This is a genomic window from Geobacter sulfurreducens PCA, from assembly GCF_000007985.2.
In the GTDB taxonomy this organism is placed as follows: domain Bacteria; phylum Desulfobacterota; class Desulfuromonadia; order Geobacterales; family Geobacteraceae; genus Geobacter; species Geobacter sulfurreducens.
In genome coordinates this window covers 581,472-605,785 of record NC_002939.5, presented here as the reverse complement: position 1 = coordinate 605,785, position 24,314 = coordinate 581,472, and the positions used below count along the sequence as shown (strand labels likewise).

Below are 24,314 nucleotides of genomic sequence, written 5' to 3'. Positions count from 1 at the left end.
CCTCGTTCGTTGACCTGCCGGGACAGGAAATCCATGCCGTGCGAACGAGGCAATTCAATTATCAGGCCAGCTAAAAAACGAAATAAACCGTGCCCACCAACATAGTGCAACTACGGGCATTAAATAGACTATACAATAAATTACACACAGATCGGCACTCGTTATGCCAGAAAATCAATGACAGTATTTACGTTAAATAACCAAAATATGCACAATTCAAGATAGGGAGCGACCAATTCTGTCACCATCCCGAAACGGCACCATTACGCCGCCTCTTCGTACTCCAGGACCTCGCTCGTGACCACCGGGCGGGTGGAGGTGAGGTATCCGTACCACTTGTGGAGCATGTCGCCCAGGGTCACTACCGCCAGGATCGCCATGACCGCCACCAGCCCGCCGTTGATCCTGAAGGTGAGAGCCTCGGCCGCGGTGGGGGCCGTTGCCGCCTTGCGCAGGAATGAGCCGGTCAGCTGCCAGGAGGCGGCAAAGGTGGTGACATACATGAACGCCATGGGCAGAGCCGTAGTCCAGGCATATCGGACCTTGCCCCCCTTGATCAGGACCGTGGTGCCGATGCCCAGGGCGATCGCCGCCAGCAGCTGGTTGGAAACCCCGAACATGGGCCAGATGGTGGAGACGTTGCCGGACCAGATCAGGTACGACCAGGCAACCACCACCATCAGGCTCGTGGCGATGATACCCGGCAGCCAGCGGGGTTGCCCCAGGGGAGCGTAGACCCGGCTCCCCAGCTCCTGGAGGAGGAAACGGGCCACGCGGGTGCCGGTGTCCACGGTGGTGAGGATGAACAGAGCCTCGAACATGAGGGCGAAATTGTACCAGTAGGGCATGAGCCCCGCCATGCCCGGGAGCGAGGAAAGAATGGAAGCCATCCCCACGGCCAGGGAAACCGCTCCGCCGGGACGACCGGCCACATCGGTCCCCACCAAGGCCGACAGCTCCCGCACCCGCTCAACCGGGAAGCCGAGCGCCGCGATGGCGTCGAAGGAGAGCTTGGTGTTGATGGCGAAGTAGTCGCCGGGGATCAGGATGGTGGCCGCCACCAGCGCCATGACCGCCACGAATCCCTCGGCCAGCATGGCGCCATAGCCGATCATCGGGATCTCGCGCTCGGAGGTGATCATCTTGGGGGTGGTGCCCGAGGAGATCAGGGAGTGGAACCCCGAAATGGCCCCGCAGGCGATGGTGATGAACATGAAGGGGAAGAGCGTGCCGGGGATGATCGGCCCTCCCCCGCTCACGAACCGGGTCACCGGCGGCATCTGGAGGGTCGGGGCCATGAAGATGACCCCGCAGGCCAGCAGCAGCACCGTCCCGATCTTCATATAGGTGGAGAGGTAGTCGCGGGGGCAGAGGAGCATCCAGACCGGCAGAATGGAGGCCACAAAGCCGTAGGCCGCCATGGCCACCACCAGGCCGTGCTTGGAGAGGTTGAAATACGGTTCGATGGGTGAGCCGGGAATGTAGTGGCCGGCAAAGACCGCAGCCAAGAGCAGTACGAAGCCGATGGCGCTCACCTCGCCCACCCTGCCCGGTCGGATCTTGTACAGGTAGAGCCCCATAAAGAGGGCGATGGGGATGGTGAGAAAGATGGTAAAGGTCCCCCAGGGGCTCTTGGCCAGGGAGTTGACCACCGCCAGGCCCAGGCCGGCCAAGGCCACGATCAGGATGAAGAGAATGGCCAGGGAGGCGGCCAGCCCCCCCACCGGGCCGATCTCGTCCTTGGCGATCTGGGCCAGGGAGCGGCCGTTGCGCCGCACCGACGCCCCCAGGATGACCATGTCGTGCACGGCCCCCACCAGCACCGAGCCGATCAGAATCCAGAGGAAGCCGGGGAGATAGCCGAACTGGGCCGCCAGCATGGGGCCGATGAGGGGGCCCGCCCCGGCAATGGCCGCGAAATGATGGCCGAAGAGGACCCAGCGGTTGGTGGGGTGGAAATCCATCCCGTCGGCCAGACGCCGGGCCGGGGTGCGGAGCGCCGGATCCAGGGAGAGGACCCGGGCCGCCAGGAAGGCCCCGTAGAACCGGTAGGCGACCATGTAGAAACAGGCCGCCGCGGTCACCAGCCAGAGGGCGTTCACCTTTTCCGCCGGATTCACCACCCCGGCCACCACGGCCAGTGAACAGGCGGCAACCAGCGAGACAACCAGCCAGAATCCCTTTGCAAGCATGACAGGCACCTCCCCACGGACATGAACACGACCGGGAGGGAATTATACACCTCTCATGGTATGGAGGGGGGGTGAAAAATGTGCCGGCAGCCATTTCCCGACCGGTTCATTTCCCCCCCCGGGCTCAGGCAGCTGAAGACTGACGGCGGCGGACCGGCCGGGCCAGGAGGCCGATGGCCCCGAACAAGAGGACCGCGCCGACGGCGCCGAGCGGACCCAGCCGTTCGCCGAAGATGAGCCAGGCCAGGACCGTCGACACCAGCGGCTCCAGAAGGGTGCAGATACTCGCGGCCGTGGCCGTGGTGGTCCGCATGCCCGCCAGAAAAAGGGCATAGGCCAGGGCCGTGGGTACCACCCCCAGGTAGAGGAGCAGCACCCAGCCCGCGGCCGGATAGGTCAGCACCAGGCCGTCGGCCAGGGCCGTGGGAAGCAGGAACAGGGCGCCCGCGGCAAAACCGATGGCCACCGGCTGGAGCGGGTGGTAGCGGCCCGCCAGGGTACGGCTGGCCACGGTCACCGAGGCATAGCTGAAGGCCGAGCCGAGGGCCTGGGCAATCCCCAGGGGGATGTTGCCCCCTTCGCCGGCCAGCGGCCGCAGCCCCACCAGGAGCGCCGTGCCGGCCAGGGCGCAGGCCAGGGAGAGGAGCACCCGGCCCGAGGGTCGCTCGCCGGTCAGGATGGCGGAAAGAAGCGCCACGATCACCGGCGCCGTGCAGAGGGTGACGAGCGTGGCGGCTGCCACGCCGATCTGGCGGATGGCCGCGAAATAGCAAACCTGGTAGAGGGCCGTCATGGCCCCCACCACAATCATGGTGCCCAGGTCGCGCCGCGCCACCCGGAACATGGCCGGACCGGTGGCGAGCCGGCAGGCCGCCACGAGCACGGGCACGGCCAGCGCCAGCCGGAAAAAGCCTATGGAAAGGGGAGTTGTGTCGGCCAGGCCGTAGAGGGCCTTGGTGGTGATGCCCACGGTTCCCCAGAGCATGGCCGAAAAAAGGATGAGAAAAAGCCCGTGCCGCGAATCGGCATGGGCTCTCGATGCTGTCTGCATGGAAGCCTCCTGTCCTCACGGTGTCGATGAACGGTGTGAACAGGGCAGGAGGGCGCACGCCGCCGGCAGGCGCGCCGGCGCGATGGTGTGTGCCGCGTGGTTATGTCCCGAACGTCATCCCGGATCGTCCGATCTGCGTCGCTACGCAGCGACTAGACCGGAAGCCCTCGGCATTCCTTCGGTGACCGACCAGACGGCCCACAAGGGGAAAACTGCGGCCGACCTGCCCTGTCAGGCAGGAACGACCGGAGGGGGAGTTGCGGTGAGAAAATTGAGCGTATTCATGCCTCTACCGATAGCACGGCGGCGGTCCGGGTGTCAACCCTCCCGGAGCACGGCACATTATCCCTCGTCGATCACCAGGACGCCGGCGCCCCGCAGGCGCCCGCGCCGCAGGTCGTCGAGGGCTTCGTTGGCCGCGCTGAGGGGATAGGCAGTCACCTCGGTCCTGACGGGCACCTTCGGCGCCAGGGCGAGGAATTCCTCCCCGTCGCGCCGGGTCAGGTTGGCCACGGAGCGGATGCTCCGCTCCCCCCAGAGGATATCGTAGGGGATCGGCGGGATGTCGCTCATGTGGATGCCGCCGCAGACCACGACGCCCCCCTTGCCCACCGCCCGCAGCGCCGCCGGCACCAGCTCTCCGGCGGGCGCGAAGATGATGGCGGCGTCAAGCTCCTCGGGCGGCCGCTCGTGGGAGGCCCCGGCCCAGACCGCTCCCATCTCCCGGGCAAAGGCCTGGCCGGCACGGTCGTCGGGACGGGTGAAGGCGTAGACCCGCCATCCCCGGAAGCGGGCCACCTGGGTCACGATGTGGGCCGCGGCGCCGAAGCCATAAATGCCCAGCCGTTCCCCCTCACCGGCCATGACCAGGGAGCGGTAGCCGATGAGCCCGGCGCAGAGCAGCGGCGCCGCCTGGAGGTCCGGGTATCCCCCGGGGATCGGAAAGCAGAAGCGGGCATCGGCAACGGTGAACTCGGCAAAGCCGCCGTCGCGCTGATACCCGGTGAACCGGGCGTGGTCGCACAGGTTTTCCCGTCCCGACCGGCAGTAGCGGCAGGCGCCGCAGGTGGCGCCGAGCCAGGGGACCCCCACCCGCGTCCCCTCCCGGAAACGCTCGACCCCCTCCCCCAGCTTTGCCACGCTCCCCACGATCTGGTGGCCGGGGATGAGCGGCAGGGCGGGCTCCGTCAGCTCGCCGTCCACGATGTGAACATCCGTCCGGCAGATACCGCAGGCGTGAACCTTGAGCAGCACCTCGCCCGGCCCCGGTTCGGGGACCGGCACCCGGACCGGCCGCAGCGGTTTTCCCACCTCCTCGAACAGCATGGCGCGCATGCTACACCTCCGTGTACCGTTTCAGGTCCCGCTCGAACCGTGGCTCGTCCTCGAACAGGATGCCCCGCATCCCCCGGCTTTCGGCCCGCACCACGTTGGCGAGCATGTCGTCCACAAAGAGCGCCTCGCCGGGGGCGATGCCCAGCTCCCGCGCCACGTCGTCGAACACCGAAGGGTCCCGCTTCCCCTTGCCCAGCCGGTAGCTGTTGAAGACCCGTTCGAACTCCCGGAAAAAGCCGTCGCGCCGGTCGAGCCACTCGAGCCAGTCGGTCTGGTCGCTGAGGATGACGGTCCGGTACCCCTGCGCCCTCAGGGCGCGGACGGCCTCCATCATCCGGGGCCGGAGCACGAAGCGGTCGAGGATCAGGTTCGACAGCTCCCGGTCGCTCCCCCGCAGACCGGTCCGCTCCCGCAGCGACTGCCAGAATGCCGACTGGCTTCCCTTACCCAGCACGTAGCCGCTGGCGTAGACCGCCTCCATGCCGGCACCGTGCACCGCAACGGGGTCGAGCCCCTGGCGCCGGGCAAGCTCGAACAGCCCCTCCCGGAATCCCTCCTCGGCCAGCACCCCGCCATAGTCGAAAATAACCGTCGTAACCTTCTCCGCCGGTGCCCCCAGCCGCAACCGGAAGAGGGTCTGCCAGCGCCGGGCGTCGCTCCAGCCGGTGACTGGATCGGGGACCACGATCTTCACCTGGTCGAAGCGGATCTCCCGCCGGTCCAGGGCCACCGTGCGGGCGGCAGCCTCCTTGGCCGCCAGGGGCAGATCGGCATAGAGGAGCGAGAGATGCGGAACGAGCACGTAGCCCGGGTCCTGCGCCACCGCACCTTTCACTGCCTCGTGGAGCCGCCGGAGCGCCGGGTCTTCTCCGAACGCTACGAACAGCGACCGGAAGTATTCCTCGGTCACGCCGAGCCCGGCCACCGGCAGGGTGATCTGACCCGTCCCGGCCGCAGCATCCGCTAGGGCCCGCCGTACCGGCTCCAGTTCGGCATCGTTGCTGAACGCGCCGCCGTAGACCGTCACGTGGGGCTCGAAGGGGAGCGTATCGTAGCGGTCGGCCAGCTCGTGGATCACTCCATCCGCCCACCGGCGGTCCCCGGCCGCGGGGACGAGGAAGACGGAGAACCTGCGTGGTTCGGTGCTCATGGGGCCTCTTTCCTCCGCTCATAGGTCAGGAACAGGTGGGCCGGCCCCCCTACCCCCTCCTCCCGCGCCGTTTCCACGAAATCAGCCGGAACCTCCGGAAAGGTGACGTCGCCGGGAAATTCCCCCTGCACCAGAGTGAGAAGAATCCGGTCGGCCAGGGGCAGCGCTTCCCGGTAGAGCTCGCCGCCGCCGCAGACAAAGAGCTCCGCCGCGTCCCGGGCCAGCTCCAGCGCCGCGGCCAGGTCCCGGGCCACCAAGCACCCCGGCGGGGCATAGCCTTCCCGATGGGAAAGGACGATGTTCAGCCGCCCCGGCAGCGGCCGACCGATGGACTCGAAGGTCCTGCGCCCCATGAGGACCGGGTGCCCCAGGGTGATGGCCCTGAAGCGGGCCAGGTCGTCCGGCAGGTGCCAGGGGATGGCCCCCCGGTTGCCGATGACGCGGTTTTCGGCCATGGCCGCGATAAGGGTGATGCGCATGGAATCCGGCCCCCTCACGGCTTGCGCGCCACGATCTGCACCACGGCGCCCCGGCCCGTGTGGAGCCGCCCTTCCACCACGTCCCGCTCGATTTCCCGGGCCTGCAGGAATTCGAGGCCCGCCAGTTCCTCCCGCAGATCGGCCAGGGTCATCAGCAGCTCGACCGTGGGGGGGCCGCCGGTCCGGAGCTCCAGCTGCGCCGGGGTGTACGCCTCCAGCACGAAGAGCCCGCCCGGACGGAGCCCCGCCACTGCCTGCCGGTGCAGAACCCGCCGGACAGGGGGCGGCACGTGGCAGAAGATGGAGACAATGGCGTCCCAGCGCCCCGGTTCGATAACCAGGTCGGCCAGGTCGGTGGTCAGGGTCTCGATCCGCACCCCGTGCTCCTCAGCCAGCCGCGCCGCCTTGGACAGCCCCACGGCGGAGGCATCCACCGCCAGCACCCGGTGACCCTGCCGCGCCAGGAAGACCGCGTTCCGCCCCTCCCCCTCGGCCAGACAGAGGACATCCCCCGGCGGCATCATTGCGCTCACTCCGGCCAGGAAGGCGTTGGGCTCCCGGCCGTAGACGAATTCCTCAGTATCGTATCGTTCATTCCACGTGTTCGTGACATCGGACATGGTTCGTTCTCCTTTGCTCCGGCAGGACGAGGTGGCAGCTTCAGCGGAACGAGCCGATCCATTCCCCGGTGGTCATCACCGTGGCGAACATCAGTTGCTGGGTCACGAGCACCGCCCGGTGCAGCTCCTCGGCAGTGACCGCGCCCGCGCTGTTAGCAAAGGCCAGGGTGCCGGTGGCGTCGGCGAGAAACTCCACGGCAAAGCCCCGGTGAAACGCCTGGCGAGAGGTGGTATCGCAGCACATCTGGGTCATGTAGCCGCTGATGACCAGGGTGTCGATCCCCCGCTCCCTGAGCCAGGCCTCCAGGTTCGTATCCGTGAAGCTGCCGGGCAGGTTCTTTTCCAGCAGCAGATCGAAGGGCCGCCGCGCCACCTCGGGGTGCAGCTCCCACCCGGGAGAGCCCGGCCGGAACGTAGCCGAATCGGGCCGCCGAGACGCATGGCGGACCACCACCACCGGAATCCCGTTGGCCGTGGCAGTATCCATGGCCGCCAGGATGTTGGGGAAGCTCCCCTCCGGATAGCTGACCGGCAGGGCGCCGGTGAAATATTCGTTCTGGACGTCGATAACCAGCAGTGCGCGTTTCATTCCGTAGCCTCCCTTGATTCGTGGAGCCCGTGGCCCCCGCTACACCAGCCCCCGCAACCGGGCCGCCAAGTACGGGGCCGCCGCGATCACCAGCAGCACCGCCACCCAGAGGTTCCCGCCCCGCGGGTCATAGGCCTCCAGCAGCTTCGCCCAGGGGTGCCCCATGACGACGCGGCCGAAGAAAAACTCGAAAAAGACAGTCAACACCAGCCATATCCCGCCGATCAGCCGGCAGCGCGAAGGGGTGAGCCCTCCCGCCAGCGGGATCAGGAGCGTGGCAACGGCAACGATCAGGGCGCCGAGGGTGACGCCGCTCAGCGGCAGCGCCACCTGCGCCCCCACCAGCGGGTTCAGGACCTTTTCACGCACAACGCCGTTCACGATTCCCAGCGGGATGAACAGGAGCCAGATGGCGCATGCCTTGAGGATGGAAGACGTCATCCCCCGCTCCGCCTGATCTCGTCGTGCCGAAAGCAGTGGACCACATGGTCGTTCACCATCCCCACCGCCTGCATGAACGCGTAGCAAATGGTCGACCCCACGAAATTGAAGCCCCGCCGCTTCAGGTCCTTGCTCATGGCATCGGACTGCTCCGTCCGGGCCGGGATATCGGTCAGGCTGCGCCAGGCATTGTGCCGGGGCGCATGGTCCACGAACCGCCACAGGTAGGCATCGAGAGAGCCGAACTCCTCCCGGATCTTCAGCACGCCCCGGGCATTCCTGATGGTCGACTCGATCTTGAGCCGGTTGCGCACGATCCCCGGATCGGCCAGCAGCCGCGCCACGTCGGCCTCGGACCAGGCGGCCACCGTTTCCGCGTCGAACCCGGCGAATGCCCGGCGGTACGCCTCGCGCTTGCGCAGGATCGTCAGCCATGAAAGCCCCGCCTGGGCCCCCTCCAGGATCAGCATCTCGAAGAGGTGCCGGTCATCGTGGGCGGGCACGCCCCATTCCCCGTCGTGGTAGGCCACGTAGAGGGGATCGGTGCCGCACCATTCGCATCGTTGGATCATGTCATGCTCCTGTCGTAACGGAGACGGCTGCGGGCAATGGCCTTACCGGCCGTTCTCCAGATAATAATCGATCGTCTCGGGCGAAAACCCGGAAATCTTGTGAGAGCCCACCACGATCAGCGGCACACCCCGGCCCCCCAGATCCTTGTGCCGCTGCATGGCGGCGCTGTCCTTTTCGATGTCGTAGGCCACATAGGAAACGCCCTTGCTCTGCAGGTACCTCTCCGCCCGCTTGCAGTAACCGCACCAGTCGGTCACGTACAGCTCAACCGTGCCGGTGAAGCGCTGCTTCACGGGCGGTGCGGGCTGCGGTGCCGACGTAGCCCTGCGCGGAGCCGCCGGTTGCGGAGACGGCGCCGGCGCGAAATCGCCGTCGGTGTAGACCTTCACCTTTTTCCCCTTCTTCGTTGCCGGCGGAGGCGTGTCCTTGAACGTCACCACCCCGTGCTCGTCCACCCACTTATACATCTCGGCTCCAGCAAGGGAACAGGTCAGCAGCAGGGTGACGATGGGGAGGAGGATGCGGATTGGCATGGGGGCTCCTGGGGATGAGGGGTGCGGTTGGTTCTGTAACAATCAACGGGGCGGCCGGTGACCTGGTGCAGGTTTATCGCGCCGACTGAGTGCCGCCTCGTTGTGCCTTGGCTTCGCGTCAGTCAGTCGCCTTCTGGCCACATTCTCGGCAAAATTTGCCATATACATGCATCTGCTTCTGGCAATGGCTGCATAGCTTATACTGGCCAAAACCACAGAAAGGACAAGCTGATGACCCGCTTGGCAAATGCTTTCCACATTGTTGGCAGTCTCCATTGGAAATCCGGCGCTCAATTATTCTGCCGATTCTTTCACTGGAGAAAAGCTTTTTCTGAATGATGTATATTAAAAGAAGTGAAACACCCACCGAGATAGCAATTACAATGTAGTGCCATAATGCTATGAGCTTAAATGATTCCAAGAAATCAATCAGTTGCTTCAACAGTTTTTTAGGAATTATGTCATAGACAGCTTCGGTGATTTTAAAAAGGATCGGAATACATGATACGCCAAGAAGGTGCGAAGATACGAGAGTCTGTATTCCCCGGCTTTTCCTTATGCTTGTGCTGTTCCAGAGGTAAAAAGCAATGAAAAGCGGAATCAGGAACATCAACTGCATTCCAAGTCTTTTAACTGGGTACCAGAAATTTATCGTTCGCAGGTCGGATAGCAGTTTTTGTCTGTCCTGCTCTTGCAAGGTTTGCAGTTTTTCCCAGAGAAGCTTTATTTTCGGGTCACCGTTAATCGACTGTTCCAAAGATGCAATTTTTGCTTTCAACGTATCAAGGGCAGCACTCTTCTTTAGAAAATCTTCCTTTATCGCGGCTACTTTGGTTTGACTTTCCTGCTTTTTCGCAATGGTTTCGAGCAGGGACGTATCGTAAGCTCCTTTCAGATTGTCAATTTCTCTTTGTAGCTCGCGTGCCTCACGTTCAGCCTTACTCCGCTCTTCGAAGATGCCGACAAGCACCTTATCGCTTTTGATTTGGTCAACAAGATCACTATAGGGCACACAGACAGGATGCTGTTCGCGTTTCCTTTCCTCGCCCCGGTAATAGGTTGTGCTTGAAGCAATGATGATTTGCGAAATGTTGTCAATCCGGTTAGTAGGATTCCATTGGCGATTGACTATGATCTCACGGCAGGCATTAGGGATGTAGTCGTCAGGGGATGAAAGCTGCCTAGTGTGTGCTTCGAGTCCGTTAAAAATGGAAACAAGGATGAAAACATCCAGGAAAATAATGATTACAAGCGCAGCTTTACCTAATGGCTGATCATCCAAGCTTGTGAGGTGGGTTCTGATCTTGCCGAATTTATTTTTGAATTTTTCCCATGCGCTCATAGTCGCCTCTGCTTGTCAGTAAATTTGATTGCGCCCAGTTGGGCGGGGAGTTGACCAGCTCGGCTGGTCCAACTTCCTGGTTGGACTTTTTACTCGACATACAAGTCGATCACTGCACGCCTCCGCTCTCGGTCGGCTAAGACCTTCACATGGCCGCCGTGCTTGAGTTCCTTCGGAACTGCGGTGAATTCCACTGCGAGAGGGAACTCAGGTCCGACTTTAGTGAAAACAGCGGAATGACTCGTTTCTGTTGTTGGCGATTCGGAAAAGTTATAGCCACTGAGCAGGTCTGGGAAATCGTTCGCATCTATTTCTATTGAGCACGTATCAACAACATCTGTGGGAATGAATGCAGCATTGCAATCGATGACTCGTGCGGATTTCGGAAGTGAAGGTATGTTCAAGATTGAAGCCACTCGTTTTGGGCGTTCGTTGATGTCGACTACCTTGGCCACGGCAATCGCCGCCAAAACGAAACCTCCACTCCAGAGCAGGATTTTCTTCCACTTTGATTTCATAGTTTCGAGGTCCACCAGGGGACGGAGTTGATTTGTCGACTTACCCTTCGCTACTCAACTAATCAACCATGTCCCCGTAGACCGTCCCAACCCGTTGCAGGCGGCGATGCATTCCGCTGCGCGGATGCAATGAAAATCCAAGCTCAAAACGAGCCCGTCTGCACCTCACCGGCACGCTCGTAATTGGCGACGATGACACCACGTGGCGTTGCCTCAGAGTGCATGAGCGTGAATGCCGCCGGCATCGTCCCTTCGCCGAAAAGACGCTTGCCCGTGCCGAGGGTAACAGGAAAAATCTTGAGCCACAACTCATCTGCCAGGTCATGCTGTAAGAGCGTCTGGAGAAGGTTGCTACTGCCATACACCTGTAGGTCAGGGCCGACTTGCTGCTTCAATCTCCGTATTTCTTCCACGACGTGATCTTTGATAATGACCGTGTTGTCCCAAAGCGACTCTGTAAGCGTATCCGAAACAACGTACTTCGTCGCCGAGTTGATGCCCGGCCACGCGCTTTCGTGTGTCGGCCAATAGGAGGCGAATATTTCGTAGGTCTTTCTTCCGAGCAAAAGAGCGCGCGTTCTGGACATCTGCTCCTGCATAATGTCGCCACTTCGCTCGTCGAAATAGGGCACAATCCAGCCGCCATACTTGAAGTTACCGTCGGTATCCTCCTGCGGCCCGCCCGGCGCTTGGATGACCCCATCGAGGGAAACAAATTCAAGAGCGATGATTTTTCGCATGGCTATTTTCCTTTATGTGCGTTGTTTTTTTTCATTCCGCAATGCTGGGGCAACCATAACGTCTCAAGGCGCAGCGGCTTGTCCGTCTGCCGCCGCTTGTTGGCCTTGTTCTTCGGCAGCTCGCGCCTGCTCTTTAAGGACATAATCGTGCAACCAAAGAAATTGGTTTGCAAGCAATTGGTTTCTATCTTTATCGTCTCTTGGATATTCTTTCGAAACGGAGGGCAGTTGACCTATTTCATGAGTTATTGCTGAGAGGATGATCTCAGGGTCAACTAAGCCAACTATGTAATTATACTGCTCTCTTTCGAGGTCTGACTTATGTGAGATTCCAGATTCCATCCCCCAGGCCGTTGGAGTGAAGGTGTCTAAGAACCTGAAAATAGATTGTTCACAGGTTTTGAAGAAGCTGGTAAGATATTCTTCGACATCTGATTTGCCGTTGTACTTTTTTACTTGATACAATAAGTGGCCGCATATTTTAGGGTAGACTGTAGTGATATCTACATCACCCTCCAGAATTGATTTAATTCGCTCGGCTAAAATATTGCCTATTGCACTTATTTCATCTTCTGTAAAACCGTCTATTTCAGGTCTATCTTTATCCTTCACTCGTAACCATCGAAAAATTTCCGCAGAGAATTCAATGTCTGGTGCATTTTTGATGCAGAGCTGAGATAAAGATATTTTTTCACCTTTTTCAGAGATATTCTGGATTAGATCACTAACAAGCATTGCGGCTTGAGCAAATGGATTATTGAAATTAAATAAGTTTTCTGGATTAGGGAATCGGTCAGAATACAGCAAAAGAACTCCCGCCAATGTCATTGATGATTTTTGCGAAACAGATTTTGCCCTTGAGCGTAGTTTTCGTATCAGCCTATCTGCATTTTGGGTCGTCAATAATTGATCGAATAATTTTGCAGTATCAGCGAGATCATCTTTCGATGAAACGTCGATAATGTTTTGTATGGTTTGGTCTGGGATATCATCCTCAGGGATCGCATATGTGAAATACCGTTGAAAATAAGCAGGAGAGCATATCCTCTGAGCCTCCGACCAGCTTTTTTCCCAATCGCTCCCGTAGTGTGTGTTTCCATACATTGCTTGAAGTTTAGGAAACATGGATTTTAATAAGCTTAATATTCCGTCAATTTCTTCCGGGTCTGACGAGTCTATTGACTTTTCAATCGTGGCTATAGTATGCGATTTTTCTTTATCGCGGTTACTACCATACGAATCTCTTACGCTACCGGTGAACATCTCCGCATTTTTTTTGATTACCTCATAAACTTTAGGAAAAAATACTCTCACACCTTCTATCAACATGACATCTACTGGATTTGTCTCTCCTTTAAGAATAGGCAAGGAGAACATCAAAATATTGCCATACATCCTGGCTTTTCTTGGTGTTTTTAGTCTTTTGTCAAAAGCAGCCGTAAAGTCTCTTACAAATTCTTGAACTTGCTGTTCCGTTAACTTGATTTCAGCTAAAGTGAGAGCACTGTCGACACCTTCAAAACAAAAACCTCTTAAAATCTTCCTATCGACAGACGGCAAATTAAGTGGCACCTGAATAATTTTTTCAAGAAACGCTTTTCCTGCGTTCTCAGCCCCTGCGCCATATCTATCTTGTAATGCTGACGAAACCACTTGCTCATCAAATGCAAGTATATATGAAGTAAATTTAAAGTCGGCTGTCAGCTTTACCAGTCTAAATGTTGCGTGAATTTCTTCTTTTTCCAACCGATCGATATCGTCGGCTAATATCACGACTCTCTTTTTTGTTTCTTCCAATGCTGCTTCTATTCTAGACCTGAGTTCGCTTAGGGACGGACCAGCTATGAATTGAGCTACCCCATCACCTATCCCCTGTTGACCAAATGCACCGGCAGCTGCAGGTGCAACTTTCTTGAAAATGTCCTTTATTTTTTCTCCTGAAGTTATGAGCTTTGTGTCAAGAGCATCAGCAATGTTATGGAAGAATCCTTCCAGTAATTGTTCCTCAGTGCCATATCGCCAAGGATTAAACCTAACAGGCTGTTGAAAATCGGCCCCATTTGACTTGCTGAACTTTGCAGTTCGTTTTTTTTTGAATCAGTTTTGTTGCTCAGAACCTTTGTTTCTCGTTCTTTTTGCTCTTTATCAACCTCATATACTGCTGATGTAGCCTGGTTTTCCCCTCTCAGGTGACACCGAGACCCAGGTTTTTCATCCGAACCAGGTTGTAGGCCGCAGCGTGCAGATCAAGTTGCATGGCGATCTTCTCGATTCCCCGGTACATCGTCTTGCGTAAGCTGCCCACGGTCTTCATCCAGCCAAAGCCTTCTTCGATTCGTTTCCTGATCTTCTGGCTGATGGTGTAGTTCGGATGCTTGGTGGTTCTGCCGTCGATGGCCGATTTCCTGTTGGAGGTGTTCTGGGCCACGTGTGGCGTTATCTTTAGCCTACGCAGCTCTTTGACGAATGATTCTGTGTCGTAGCCTTTGTCGCAGCCAAGAGTGATCCGTCGGGTCGTCCTTGGCAATTGCTGCACCATGGCCTTTGCTGCGTCGCGCTCACCGCAACCGGTTGCCGTTGTCACCTTGGTCCTGATGATGAGGCCACTACGATTCTCCATCAGGGTATGTCCCTGGTAGCAGAGCTTGGCTTCCTTGTTCTTCCCCTTGCGGTAGAGCCGGGCATCAGGGTCAGTGGTGGAACCATGGGTTTCGTTGGTAAGTTTCTGTCCCTTGAAATCCACGGTATCGTTTCTGCCGCCACCACCGGCTGAAGGAGGTCCATCCTTGGGCTTGAAGCTCTTGATGGAAGCCCAGGCTTCGATGAGAGTTCCGTCAACGGTGAAGTGTTCGCGGGACAACAGTCGCTTACGCTCTGCCTGGGCCAGAACCCGGGAAAGAAACTCGGCGGCAACTTCGGAGCCAATCAATCGGTCACTGTTCTTGGTAAAGCTGGAATGATCCCAGACTTTCTCGTCCAAGCCCATGCCGAGGAACCAGCGGAACAGGAAGTTGTAATGGATCTGCTCTACCAACTGCCGGTTGCTGCGGATGGAGTAGAGGATCATCAGCAGTTGGGCTTTCAAGAGCTTCTCCGGTGGGATTGAGGAGCGGCCGGTTGTGGCGTACATGCTGTCAAAGAGCTTGTCCATCCCTGCCAGGGCTTCGTCGGCCATTTTACGGATGGCCCGCAAGGGGTGGTCCTTCGGGACAAAGGATTCAGGTGTCACATAGGTAAAGAGAGCTTCTGTGTTGCTGTCAAAGCCGCGCATAACTTTCCTCAATAATTGTAGAGCGTTATGCGCGACAATGTACCACAAATAGGCTGTTTTCTCTATTTCAATTTCAACAGCCTGCTAATACATATTACATTTGATTCGGTTTTTAATGCTTCCTCAATAAAGTTCAGAACTGTAGTTTTACCATCACCCCAAGCCCCATATAATCCGATCACGATGCTACTTGGATCAGTCCTTTTAGCGATGACCTCGGAAATCCGTTTGGAAAAAGGCCATCTGGAGAATCTATCCTTATCAGGGCTCGATATTGGCGCGTCTGATGAGTAATTCATGTTATCTGCCATCGTATTCTCCTTCTGTGGGCCAACCGCGCAAAAGGCGCACCGGCGGAGCGCAGCGGAGTCCGTGTGCCGCCGCGTGTTGGGCGTCGCTTTGTGCTTTATAGGTCCTATTGTGGCCCGTTAAGTGTCAAATGTAATGCTTGAAGGTCAATACTTCGGCCCTGATATTCTTGCCAGCTGTCAGCACCTCCCCGATGCTATTGGCAAAACGAAGCGTCACGGGCAACCCATCGCCAAATATGCAGGCGTTATAATTCAACTTGGTCAGTGACAGTATGTCCTGACAGACGGTTTTGAAGTCCATTTCCCCCTTGGTTATTTCTGTAGCGCGCCCGGTACCCTGGACACAAGATAAGAGTCACGCAGCCTTCTTGAGTTGATACTCCTCGAAAGCCTGTCGTGGGCTTCTGAACCCGAGCTTTTCAACCAGCCACAGCCGGTTGTAACGATCCATGAAGTCAGCTACTGCCATCCTTACTTCTTCGATTGTGCGGTAATGGCGGCCATAGATGACCTGCTCTTTGATAGTCCGATTAAACCGTTCCGTCACCCCGTTGGTCTGCGGTTCGGCAACAAATGAGAAACTTGGGGCAATTCCCCAGAACTTGATCTGATTCTGGAAATGCTCTGAGAGGTATTGGCTGCCGTGATCCATCCTCAGTGCCAACCCTCGAGCAGCAGCGGCACCGACCGAGCCGAAACGGGCCTTGATTCCCATGGCGAGCGGCTGCAATGCGGCAAACCGGTCGCCATTCTTGGTCACATGCCAACCGACGCACTCGGCATTCCAATGCTCGACGGCGGTAAACAACCAGCACCACCCTTCTTCCAGGGTGAAGATCTTGGTGCCATCGGTACCCCACATGACGTTGGGGGCCGCCGTGATGATCTTGCCGGCGTGGTCCTTGGGCTGTCCCTGAACAACCCGGTGAGGGGAGAGCAGATTGTTCTCCCGCATGAGACGCAACACTCGTTTGCGGCCGACTTTTATCCCTTTGACGAAGCGTAGTCGTCCCCAGACCTTACGGTGCCCTTCGCCGACAAAGGGGGATGTCTCCAGGTCGGTCCGGATGAGAGAAAGTACCTCGTCGTCAGAGAGCGGTGTTTTTGGACCACGCTTGAGCAGTACAGCAGGCAATGTTTTTCTGCCTGCACGGCTATAGAACGACGAGCGGGGCACTCCCCAGGCAAGGCAGACGCGCTGAACGCCATAGGCTTTACCGGTGGCAGGGGAGATCGTAGCACTCATTTCTTCGATCTCCTCTGGGCCAAAGGGTGGGCACGCCTCGCTTTCTCCCGCAGTAGCTCGTTTTCCATGGTGATCTCACCGATGCGCTTGAAGGCTGCATCGAGTTCCGCTGCCAACGGATCACCTTCACGAGCCTTGAGAGCAGATTCTATCCCCTGGAGTGCTTTCTGATGCCACTCTTCCAGGCGATAGATTTCGATGCCCAACTCACGGGACAAGGCATCGATTGGTTCACCGCGCATCAACCGCAGGACAACCTCCTTTTTGCGGTTGGCGCTCCAACGTTTGACTTCCGGTGCTGCTCCAGTCGAGCTACGCTCTCCTTCCGCCGCACCGGAGACACTGACATCCTTTTCCATTGACGACCTCCTTGAACACCTAGATTTACCTCATTTTCGTGTCCAAGAAAACCGGGGCCGCCATACCCTTGGTTATTTCTATGCTCAGAGGATTCGGCACTTCAAGGCCCATCTGGGTTTGCAAACGTGGAACGAATCCGCGAGACCATAAATAGCCCTGCTTATCGGAAACCTGTAGAACCGTACCACGGGGAACGCAGTAAGGGTGATCTCGGTAGATTTTGAATGTCCCATCACTCCTGATTTTCACGCCAACAACGTTAGTCTTTCCCTCAGCAGCACCGGTAAACCCTTCCCACTCATCATCGTTGAAATTCGTCCGGGCGTGGATGAATATCTGCTCTGGATAGAAACCGGATTTCTCCTTGAACGCTACAAGAGACTGATTCAGCAACTCGCTCGCATCGCTCTTCCTGAGATGGAATTCCTTGGTTGTCGGATTATACCAAGGCCCCAGGTTTCCCCGGAATACCATGCCGTCGCCGCTATCGAGGAACATCTGGGCGGCACAGCAGGCATTGGTATTGCTTTCAGTGGTATCGGTCTTTTTGTACACCAGACCGAGGTAGCAGACCTTCTCCCGGACATCCCCCAACTTCCATGGAATTCCGCCTGTCTTGTAATAAAGGGTTGTGGCTATGTTCCATGCCTTCGCAGTGTCGAACTTCCTAGCGGATAGGATATTCTCTTCATCTGACCATATCTGGTCGTAGGCAATGGTACTCTCTTTGATTATCTGGGTCACGACCTTGGCAGAGAGCAATTTTGCTTTCAATTGATGATGGAAGTTAATCTCGAAGTTGTAAGCTTCCTGCATCTTGTTCATGTCATCAAACAAAAATGACTGCGCCGAATCACGGTCCTTTTTCTTCAAGCCTGCCCTTATGTTGTCTGTCGCTTTCGGAATAGTTGATTTGGGACGACCATACGTGTAGATGCTGTCGGGAATGACAACGAACCATACCGTGACAGGCATCTCTTCCTCGTTGCCATATTTTTCAAGGGGGGTGGCATACAAGTTCGTCAGGTTGTGAACCCGTTGATAGCCATCGGTGAATCTCAGGCATCTCTCAACTTCTGAGCTTTTGACATCAATCTCGGCAAGATTGTCAAAGTTGATAAAGATGTCGAAGGCGGCTTCCAGGCCGGGGAATGAAGGACGTGCTTTGTCGGGAGTTTCCGGAGTAACAGGTCGGTGGATTCTTTTCAGATACTCCCTCAGATATCCCCGTTGTGGTTCCGGGCCGACGATACCGATATTCACCTGCCCCTTGAGCTTGTTACGGGTGAAGGGGCCGAAGAGCATGAGACCGTCTCGGGGGTCTTGGAGTTTCTGCCCGTAACCGAATGTCAGCTTGGGTTCCTGGATATGGTAAAGGTCAGACATTTGCCACCTCGTCGGGGTCAATATCTTCCCTGTCTTGATACTCATATTCCGCCGCCAGGATATCGTGCCTGTCCTGACCTTTTGGCTCGATATATCCGAAATCCGAGTGATAGGTGTTGGTCCACGGTTTCAGGGCCAGTTCAAAGGTCGGATTCAGCATGATGTTCACCGTTGTCCCTCCCTGGCAGAGGGCATGCAGGAACGCAAAGAGCAAGTCCCGCCACTCCTCGTTAAACATCAAACGCCCCTTCCGCCTTCTGGCCGTGTGCATCTTGGCTTTGTCGTCCCACAACTTCACGCCATCGGTGGTAAACACGATATGGGACTTGAGGCCGAAAGCCAACTGCGGGGTAATTATCGGCTTCGCAGAAAGGGCGTAATGCCAGAAGCTGCTTAGATGCTTGCCGAAGATGACCTTGCTCTTTCCTGCCTTGGTAGCACGGTGAGGATATTCGAATTTGATTTTTGGATGACTCTTTGCCGAGAAAAAATACGCCTGCTTCATGTTTGCCATTTCATACCAGTGAAGATGACGCTCTTTCATGATGAGGTGGAAGGTTCTCTGCAGTAAGGACCGGAAATAGTTTTCGACATCCCGTGTGCCGGGGAAACCCAATCGGACGGTTCTGGCGATGACATCACTGACCTTGATTTCATGCTTGGCCGTAAAGGGGATCCTTTCGAGTTGCCCATCTATTTCGACTTCAAATTCTGATGTGTCGTAAAAGGAAGCGAGGATGTTGGAAGCTTTGCCTGTGGGATATTTGGACCTCTGGTGCACCTGTGATGCAACCACGTTGTTCGGGAAGATATAGACGAAAAAGGATTCGGGGAGTTCGGGAATCGGCCACCAGCAGTCGTAATAAATTTCGTGTAGGTTCTCGATGCCATGGTGGATGACATACTCATCCTCATACCACTTGGAAAAATCGCCTACAGGGGAGCCTGTCGGCTCTAGCCCTTCCTTTTTGAACTTCTTCCGCAGCTGGGAATAGCCGCCAGCCCAGTTTTCGTAGAAAGGAACCTGGTTGAGGGTATCCGCTCCGATAAAAAGGTTGTATTCGGAACCATCGACGTTGAGGAGAATCATGAAATCTTTGAGTCCGTTTGTTGTGGCAATGCCCTCCGCCATGCTTATTTCTTTAGCGACCCCATTTTTGAGGATACCGCGTTGCTTCTGGTAACAGATGTTCTCACTGTAGACCAGCAGGAACTTGACAGCCTTGTGTCGAATTACCTGGTCAATTTCCTGCCAGAACTTTTCGCCACCAACGAGAGCCTGTTTATCAATCCAAACCTCAAACCCCTCGGCTTGCAGTCTTGAGGCAAGCCAAATGGTGAAATCATTGTCTTCCGGGGTTGCGTGGCTGATGAATATGACATTTCTTGTAATAGTAGAAGGTAACAAAAACACCTCTCAGTTTATTTACGGATTCAGGGAGAAAAGTAGCCCCTTTTCTTGCCTTTTCTAGTACTAGAGGTTTGGCTTTTCAATAGGTGTCCGGACCCGGTGGTTCAGGGATATCAAGGGTTGCAGCAGTATCATAGAATCTGACATCTTGAGTACGAAGGTGATTGAAAAAGGGGTCTGCGAGTGCTGGATCCCCTCCAACTGGTGGGGGAAGCCAACCTTGCCCAATGGCCTCGAATAATAGTAGCCAGTGTTCTTCTTTCAGGCTTGTGTTGTTGATGATGTATTCCCAATTGTTTGTATTTGGCGGAGTTTCAAATGCCCCTTTTTGGATTCCATCCAATGCGGTCAGTGCAACTACGTCATCAACCATATTTCCGATGCAGTTGGCAGAAGATGTGGAAAGCTGGACAGTAAATACGTCGGCTGCCCATATACACCATGCGACCTCACTGCTATGACCTAGAAGGGCATGTCTCTGGACAATAAAATCTAAAGCTCTTTTCAAGGCGACTAGATCGAGATCTCGACCAGCGGACCGGTGATCCCAAAAGGAACGTAATGTATGTTGAAGTGTGCCTGAATCTACGCAAGCCGCCTGTAGGGACAGACGCTGGATTAAGTTTGCCGCCGCATCATCGGGTGGATTGTCCGGCAATCGAGCTGCAGCGTACTTAAGGACTGGATCACCTGGGAACTTGCATGTCAATTCGAAGGCATCCGTAAAGTACCGAGTAAGTTGCCGTTGTAATTTCGGAGACTCGGCGGCGAACTCTAATTCACAGAAGGCGTTTACCCATGTGGTATCCAGTGCCGTTGGAAGTTCCTTGATAGTTGTTTTCTTGGGGTTGAGACTCAACTCGAACTCTGCGAGTGCCCATTGAAGAACGGATAGAACCTGTTCAGCTTGTTCAAGTGTGTCACATACGAACTCGTAGTCATCAACAAACCTAAAGCCGCGCGCACCGGCGATTTTTGACGCAACTAGTTGATCTACTGCAGACAGAAGTGCTTCGGCAAGTACAAAGGAGGTGTCCGGTCCGACTGGGAGGCCAATAGTTTGTGCGTCTTGCAGGTTCCTTGACCATAGGTCAAGTCCGTTGCCGACCAAAGGAGGTTTTCCTCCAGCGGGAGGCCATTTTTGGTTGTTCTTTGCTACGGGCTTAGTGTGTAACGCCCATGGTAGGCTGTGAGTGTATATAGTGTGGTAGCACTTCGATACGTCCGCGTTGAGGAGGAAGCGCCCCGAAGAACGAACCTCGGCACGGGCATTAGGAAGGGCATTGAAATTTGTATTTCCTTCTACCGCCCTGGTCATGGATGGAACAGGGGCACTACGTGTGTAGGGAGAGTTATTCCATTGTGTCTCGACCTCCCCCCAGTGCGCTGATAACAGGGCGGCCAACTCGTAGAATGGGTATGGGTTCGGAATTGATAGATCACGACGAAGAGATGCGTATTTCGAGTGGGAAAATCTGATACATTTGGTTTGTTTGAAGTTAGAATCGGGCACAGTTCCAAGGCCGTTCAACGCATCTGCGTACGAACTCGTTGTGAACGGTGGTAGCAACTCTTTGGGGAAATATCCCCTACGCAAGAAATCATCGAGTGATGGCACTCTGCTACCTCCTTAATAAATATTGCATTCCCTCATATATTCGACCAACTCAGCATTGACCGGTTCACGCGCGCACGCGCGTGAACCGGTGATCCACCCAATTGGAACATTTCTCCGACGGTGCTCGACTACTCACGCCGCATTCAGCATAAAATCCACATGCACCGCATCAAAGGGGAAGACAATCAGGCCTTCCTCGGTTTTCTGTAGTATCCCGGCGTTGAGCAGCACGTGCACATCGGTATGGACCGCCTTCACATCCCTTTTCATCCGGCGCGCCGCCTCGCGGATCGTCATGGGCCCCGCGCCGGTCATAATTTTAAGCAGGTCCCAGCGTTTGCCCGAAATGACCCTGAACAGGAGTTCCGGCGACTCGAAGCTGATGACATCCCCCTGAGGTTTGCCTTCGAATGCCCGCAAGAATCTTTGACTAATTTTTTCGCGGGAAGAAATTTCCAGTGTTACGGTACGCATATCAGGACCTCCATTCGTCCACATCTTTCCAGAAATCGTCCAGCAGATCCTGTGGTGTGGTGAAACGATACGGTAGTTCTTTTTCGCCAATGTGTTTGTGATCGCCATTGCCAGCCTCATTGTCATAACGCAGCGCGCACAGGCCACCGACAATAAAGGCCAGGCGGTACTTGAAAGAATGGGCGCTGCCGGAAAGGGGCGACGGCACACGCCACACCACCATCTCAACAAACGCATTGTCAGATAGGATATGACGTCCGTTCAGCAAGAGCGTTGCATTCATGTTGGAGAGAATAACAACAGCACCACGTGTTGTCAAGATTGACAACACAGAACATTTTCGCCTTACCTCCTCCGCAGCACATTGAGCCGTCGGCCGGCGTCGAGGACGATGCCCTCCGGGGTGCGATGCGAAGCGAGGAAAGCCCGCACCTCCTGTTGATACGCTGCGGGTTGTTCGGCAAAGCCGGGGAGTTTGGAGCTGATGAAGTCGTCTTCGTCCGTGAAGAGGAAGCCGACCCGGAAGTGAACCGTGTCCCCCACGGTCCAGCCGGGGAGGGCGTGCATGGCGCGGATGGCGGCCTCCTGGGCGGGGCGTTCGTCGCCGCTGCCGGCGCCGAAGCGTTCCTTGGCTTCGGTGAAGGAGCCCCCCTCGCCCGGCTCCACCACGACCACGGCGCCGCCGGGGCGCACAAGGCCGGCGGCGGTGGCGAGGCTTTCGTCCATTTGATGGAGGGGAACATGGTGGAAGGAAAGGGTGTAGATGACGATGTCGAAGGAGGCAGGGGGGAAGCTGAGGACGCCGTCGGGCATGGGGAGGAAGCTGACGTTGGCGGCGGTGACGGCGGCCCGGGCCTGTGCCAGGGCGCGTTCGTCCGGGTCAACGGCCACAACCCGGGCGGCGTGGCGCGCCAGGTCGCGGGTGATGCGGCCGGCGCCGCAGCCCACTTCGAGGACCTCTGCGCCCCGCAGGTCACAGTGGCTGGTGATGGTGCGGATGTACTCGCCGGTGGGGTCTTGGTTCATGGGAGACCTCCGTTCACACATTTTACAGAAAAATTACGCGGGCGCCGGTGGAGAAGGAGTAAAATTTACCCAATCGAGCCGTCCCCACCCGACGGGAAACTCATGGATCACGGAGGATCCCATGAACGTTCTCCTCGTCTACCCCCGCTATCCGGATTCCTTCTGGAGCTTCCGCCACGCCCTGAAATTCGTCGGCAAGAAGGCCGCCTTCCCGCCCCTGGGGCTCCTTACCGTTGCCGCTCTCTTCCCCGACACCTGGCAGGCACGCCTGATTGACCAGAATGTCCGGGAAGTGACCGATGCCGATCTCGCCCGGGCCGATCTCATTTTCGTGAGCGCCATGACCATCCAGCGGGATGCGGTGCGGGAAATCCTCTGTCGCTGCCGGCAACTGGGGGTCACCACGGTGGCCGGGGGGCCCCTCTTCACTACCGCGCCGGAGGAGTTTCCCGAGGCGGACCACCTGGTGCTCAACGAGGCCGAGCTCACCCTCCCGCGGTTTCTGGACGACCTGGCCATGGACCGCGCCCAGCGTATCTATACTACCGAGGCACGGGCCGACGTGACCCGGACCCCGCTGCCACGGTGGGATATCCTGGACATCCGGGATTACGCGGCCATGAACATCCAGTATTCCCGGGGCTGCCCCTTTGACTGCGAGTTTTGCGACATCACCCGGCTCTTCGGCCGCAGGCCGCGCACCAAGGGCCGGGAGCAGTTGACGGCGGAACTGGACAGCCTCCATGCCCGCGGCTGGCAGGGGGGTGTTTTCTTCGTGGACGACAACTTCATCGGCGACCGGGCAAAGCTGAAACGGGAAGTGCTTCCCGCCATGGTCGACTGGCAGGAGCAGCGGAGACGGCCCTTCTCTTTCTTCACCGAGTCCTCCATCGACCTGGCCGACGATCCCGAGCTCATGGGGCTCATGGTGCGGGCGGGGTTCACGGAGGTCTTTGTGGGCATCGAGACCCCCCACGACGAGGGGCTCCACGAGAGCGGCAAGGTTCAGAACCGCAACCGCGACCTGCTGGAAAGCGTCAAACGGATCCAGCGGGCGGGACTCCAGGTGCAGGGAGGATTCATCGTCGGCTTTGACAGCGACCCGGAGACGATCTTCGAGCGGCAGATCCGCTTCATCCAGGAGAGCGGCATCGTGACCGCCATGGTCGGAATGCTCACCGCCCTGCGGGGGACCAGGCTTCACCGGCGTCTTGCACAGGAGGGACGGCTGCTGCGGAACGCCTCGGGCAACAATACCGCCATTGCCCTCAACTTCGTCCCCCGGATGCCGGCGGATGCGCTCGTCGGCGGTTACCGGAAAATTCTCGACACCATCTATGCCCCACGGCACTACTACCGCCGGGTCATCACCTTCCTCACGGAGTACCGGACCCCGCCGGGGGGGTTCCAGCCGAATCCGGCCCGACTGCGGGCGTTCCTGGCGTCGGTGGTGTTGCTGGGGGTGATCGGGAGGGAGCGCCTCTACTACTGGAAACTCTTCTTCTGGTCACTGGCGCGGCGGCCACGGCTCTTTCCCCTGGCGATCACCCTGGCCATCTACGGCTTTCACTTCCGAAAGGTGGCGGAGAGCATCGGTGCCACCGGCATGTTCGAGGAACAGGAATGCGTCGAGTGAGTCGACGGGGCG

25 protein-coding genes and 1 pseudogene are annotated in these 24,314 nt (G+C 57.3%); 1 reads left to right on the top strand and 25 read right to left on the bottom strand.

Annotated elements, in window-relative coordinates; genetic code table 11:
* Nucleotides 1-263 precede the first annotated feature (263 nt).
* The 25 genes and pseudogenes from GS_RS02860 to GS_RS02740 all read right to left on the bottom strand — a co-directional run bounded on the left by GS_RS02860 (nt 264) and on the right by GS_RS02740 (nt 22,666).
* The gene (locus GS_RS02860) at nt 264-2,192 is read right to left on the bottom strand and encodes a carbon starvation CstA family protein (protein ID WP_010941238.1); all 1,929 of its coding nucleotides are present in this window, start codon (nt 2,190-2,192) and stop codon (nt 264-266) included.
* A 124-nt stretch (nt 2,193-2,316) separates the two neighbouring features.
* Nucleotides 2,317-3,243, bottom strand: coding sequence for a DMT family transporter (locus GS_RS02855; RefSeq protein WP_010941237.1), 927 nt, complete (start codon nt 3,241-3,243; stop codon nt 2,317-2,319).
* Between the two features lie 342 nt (nt 3,244-3,585).
* The gene (locus GS_RS02850) at nt 3,586-4,578 is read right to left on the bottom strand and encodes a zinc-dependent alcohol dehydrogenase family protein (protein ID WP_010941236.1); all 993 of its coding nucleotides are present in this window, start codon (nt 4,576-4,578) and stop codon (nt 3,586-3,588) included.
* Nucleotide 4,579: 1 nt separating this feature from the next.
* Complete coding sequence (locus GS_RS02845; RefSeq protein ID WP_010941235.1) at nt 4,580-5,728, bottom strand: HAD-IA family hydrolase; 1,149 nt, start codon at nt 5,726-5,728, stop codon at nt 4,580-4,582.
* Nucleotides 5,725-6,207: a dihydrofolate reductase gene (locus GS_RS02840; RefSeq protein ID WP_010941234.1), complete on the bottom strand. Its 483-nt coding sequence runs from the start codon at nt 6,205-6,207 to the stop codon at nt 5,725-5,727. Before GS_RS02840 ends, GS_RS02845 begins: the two co-directional genes overlap by 4 nt.
* 14 nt (nt 6,208-6,221) lie before the next feature.
* Nucleotides 6,222-6,827: an SAM-dependent methyltransferase gene (locus tag GS_RS02835; RefSeq protein ID WP_010941233.1), complete on the bottom strand. Its 606-nt coding sequence runs from the start codon at nt 6,825-6,827 to the stop codon at nt 6,222-6,224.
* Nucleotides 6,828-6,867: 40 nt separating this feature from the next.
* Complete coding sequence (locus GS_RS02830; protein WP_010941232.1) at nt 6,868-7,416, bottom strand: cysteine hydrolase family protein; 549 nt, start codon at nt 7,414-7,416, stop codon at nt 6,868-6,870.
* A 39-nt stretch (nt 7,417-7,455) separates the two neighbouring features.
* Nucleotides 7,456-7,857 carry a hypothetical protein gene (locus GS_RS02825; protein ID WP_010941231.1) on the bottom strand — a complete coding sequence of 134 codons (402 nt, stop codon included), beginning with the start codon at nt 7,855-7,857 and terminating at the stop codon, nt 7,456-7,458.
* Nucleotides 7,854-8,429 carry a DNA-3-methyladenine glycosylase I gene (locus GS_RS02820; RefSeq protein WP_010941230.1) on the bottom strand — a complete coding sequence of 192 codons (576 nt, stop codon included), beginning with the start codon at nt 8,427-8,429 and terminating at the stop codon, nt 7,854-7,856. Before GS_RS02820 ends, GS_RS02825 begins: the two co-directional genes overlap by 4 nt.
* Before the next feature lie 42 nt (nt 8,430-8,471).
* Nucleotides 8,472-8,963, bottom strand: a complete 492-nt coding sequence (locus tag GS_RS02815) for a glutaredoxin domain-containing protein (protein WP_010941229.1) — start codon at nt 8,961-8,963, stop codon at nt 8,472-8,474.
* A 118-nt stretch (nt 8,964-9,081) separates the two neighbouring features.
* Complete coding sequence (locus GS_RS02810) at nt 9,082-10,305, bottom strand: zinc ribbon domain-containing protein (protein WP_010941228.1); 1,224 nt, start codon at nt 10,303-10,305, stop codon at nt 9,082-9,084.
* 89 nt (nt 10,306-10,394) lie between these two features.
* Nucleotides 10,395-10,838, bottom strand: a complete 444-nt coding sequence (locus GS_RS02805) for a hypothetical protein (protein WP_164930418.1) — start codon at nt 10,836-10,838, stop codon at nt 10,395-10,397.
* A 128-nt stretch (nt 10,839-10,966) separates the two neighbouring features.
* On the bottom strand, nt 10,967-11,563 hold the full coding sequence (locus GS_RS02800; protein ID WP_010941226.1) for a dihydrofolate reductase family protein: 597 nt from the start codon (nt 11,561-11,563) through the stop codon (nt 10,967-10,969).
* 63 nt (nt 11,564-11,626) lie between these two features.
* A pseudogene (locus tag GS_RS02795) lies at nt 11,627-13,588 on the bottom strand (P-loop NTPase fold protein); the annotation flags it as partial.
* Between the two features lie 160 nt (nt 13,589-13,748).
* A complete protein-coding gene (locus GS_RS02790) occupies nt 13,749-14,834 on the bottom strand; it encodes an IS5-like element ISGsu2 family transposase (protein ID WP_010941225.1) in 1,086 nt (361 codons plus the stop codon).
* A 62-nt stretch (nt 14,835-14,896) separates the two neighbouring features.
* Nucleotides 14,897-15,145: a P-loop NTPase fold protein gene (locus GS_RS02785; RefSeq protein WP_010941224.1), complete on the bottom strand. Its 249-nt coding sequence runs from the start codon at nt 15,143-15,145 to the stop codon at nt 14,897-14,899.
* A gap of 124 nt (nt 15,146-15,269) precedes the next feature.
* Entirely contained in the window at nt 15,270-15,446 is a 177-nt protein-coding gene (locus GS_RS02780; protein WP_164930417.1) for a hypothetical protein, read from the bottom strand.
* 54 nt (nt 15,447-15,500) lie between these two features.
* Nucleotides 15,501-16,391, bottom strand: a complete 891-nt coding sequence (locus GS_RS02775) for an IS3 family transposase (protein WP_010941223.1) — start codon at nt 16,389-16,391, stop codon at nt 15,501-15,503.
* The gene (locus tag GS_RS02770; protein WP_010941222.1) at nt 16,388-16,750 is read right to left on the bottom strand and encodes an IS3 family transposase ISGsu7; all 363 of its coding nucleotides are present in this window, start codon (nt 16,748-16,750) and stop codon (nt 16,388-16,390) included. The genes GS_RS02775 and GS_RS02770 overlap by 4 nt, the downstream gene beginning before the upstream one ends.
* A gap of 25 nt (nt 16,751-16,775) precedes the next feature.
* Nucleotides 16,776-18,137 carry a hypothetical protein gene (locus tag GS_RS02765; protein WP_164930416.1) on the bottom strand — a complete coding sequence of 454 codons (1,362 nt, stop codon included), beginning with the start codon at nt 18,135-18,137 and terminating at the stop codon, nt 16,776-16,778.
* Nucleotides 18,130-19,545 (bottom strand): toll/interleukin-1 receptor domain-containing protein, encoded by a 1,416-nt coding sequence (locus tag GS_RS02760; protein ID WP_164930415.1) that lies wholly within the window; start codon nt 19,543-19,545, stop codon nt 18,130-18,132. Before GS_RS02760 ends, GS_RS02765 begins: the two co-directional genes overlap by 8 nt.
* A gap of 82 nt (nt 19,546-19,627) precedes the next feature.
* Nucleotides 19,628-20,866, bottom strand: a complete 1,239-nt coding sequence (locus tag GS_RS02755) for an RNA-directed DNA polymerase (protein ID WP_235045019.1) — start codon at nt 20,864-20,866, stop codon at nt 19,628-19,630.
* Nucleotides 20,867-21,298: 432 nt separating this feature from the next.
* Nucleotides 21,299-21,640 carry a transcriptional regulator gene (locus GS_RS02750; RefSeq protein ID WP_010941219.1) on the bottom strand — a complete coding sequence of 114 codons (342 nt, stop codon included), beginning with the start codon at nt 21,638-21,640 and terminating at the stop codon, nt 21,299-21,301.
* Between the two features lies 1 nt (nt 21,641).
* Nucleotides 21,642-21,923 (bottom strand): toxin-antitoxin system TumE family protein, encoded by a 282-nt coding sequence (locus GS_RS02745; protein ID WP_045668639.1) that lies wholly within the window; start codon nt 21,921-21,923, stop codon nt 21,642-21,644.
* A gap of 62 nt (nt 21,924-21,985) precedes the next feature.
* Nucleotides 21,986-22,666, bottom strand: a complete 681-nt coding sequence (locus tag GS_RS02740) for a class I SAM-dependent methyltransferase (protein WP_010941217.1) — start codon at nt 22,664-22,666, stop codon at nt 21,986-21,988.
* 121 nt (nt 22,667-22,787) lie between these two features.
* On the opposite strand from GS_RS02740, the gene GS_RS02735 reads away from it, so the two are divergent.
* Complete coding sequence (locus tag GS_RS02735) at nt 22,788-24,302, top strand: B12-binding domain-containing radical SAM protein (RefSeq protein WP_010941216.1); 1,515 nt, start codon at nt 22,788-22,790, stop codon at nt 24,300-24,302.
* Nucleotides 24,303-24,314: the final 12 nt, after the last annotated feature.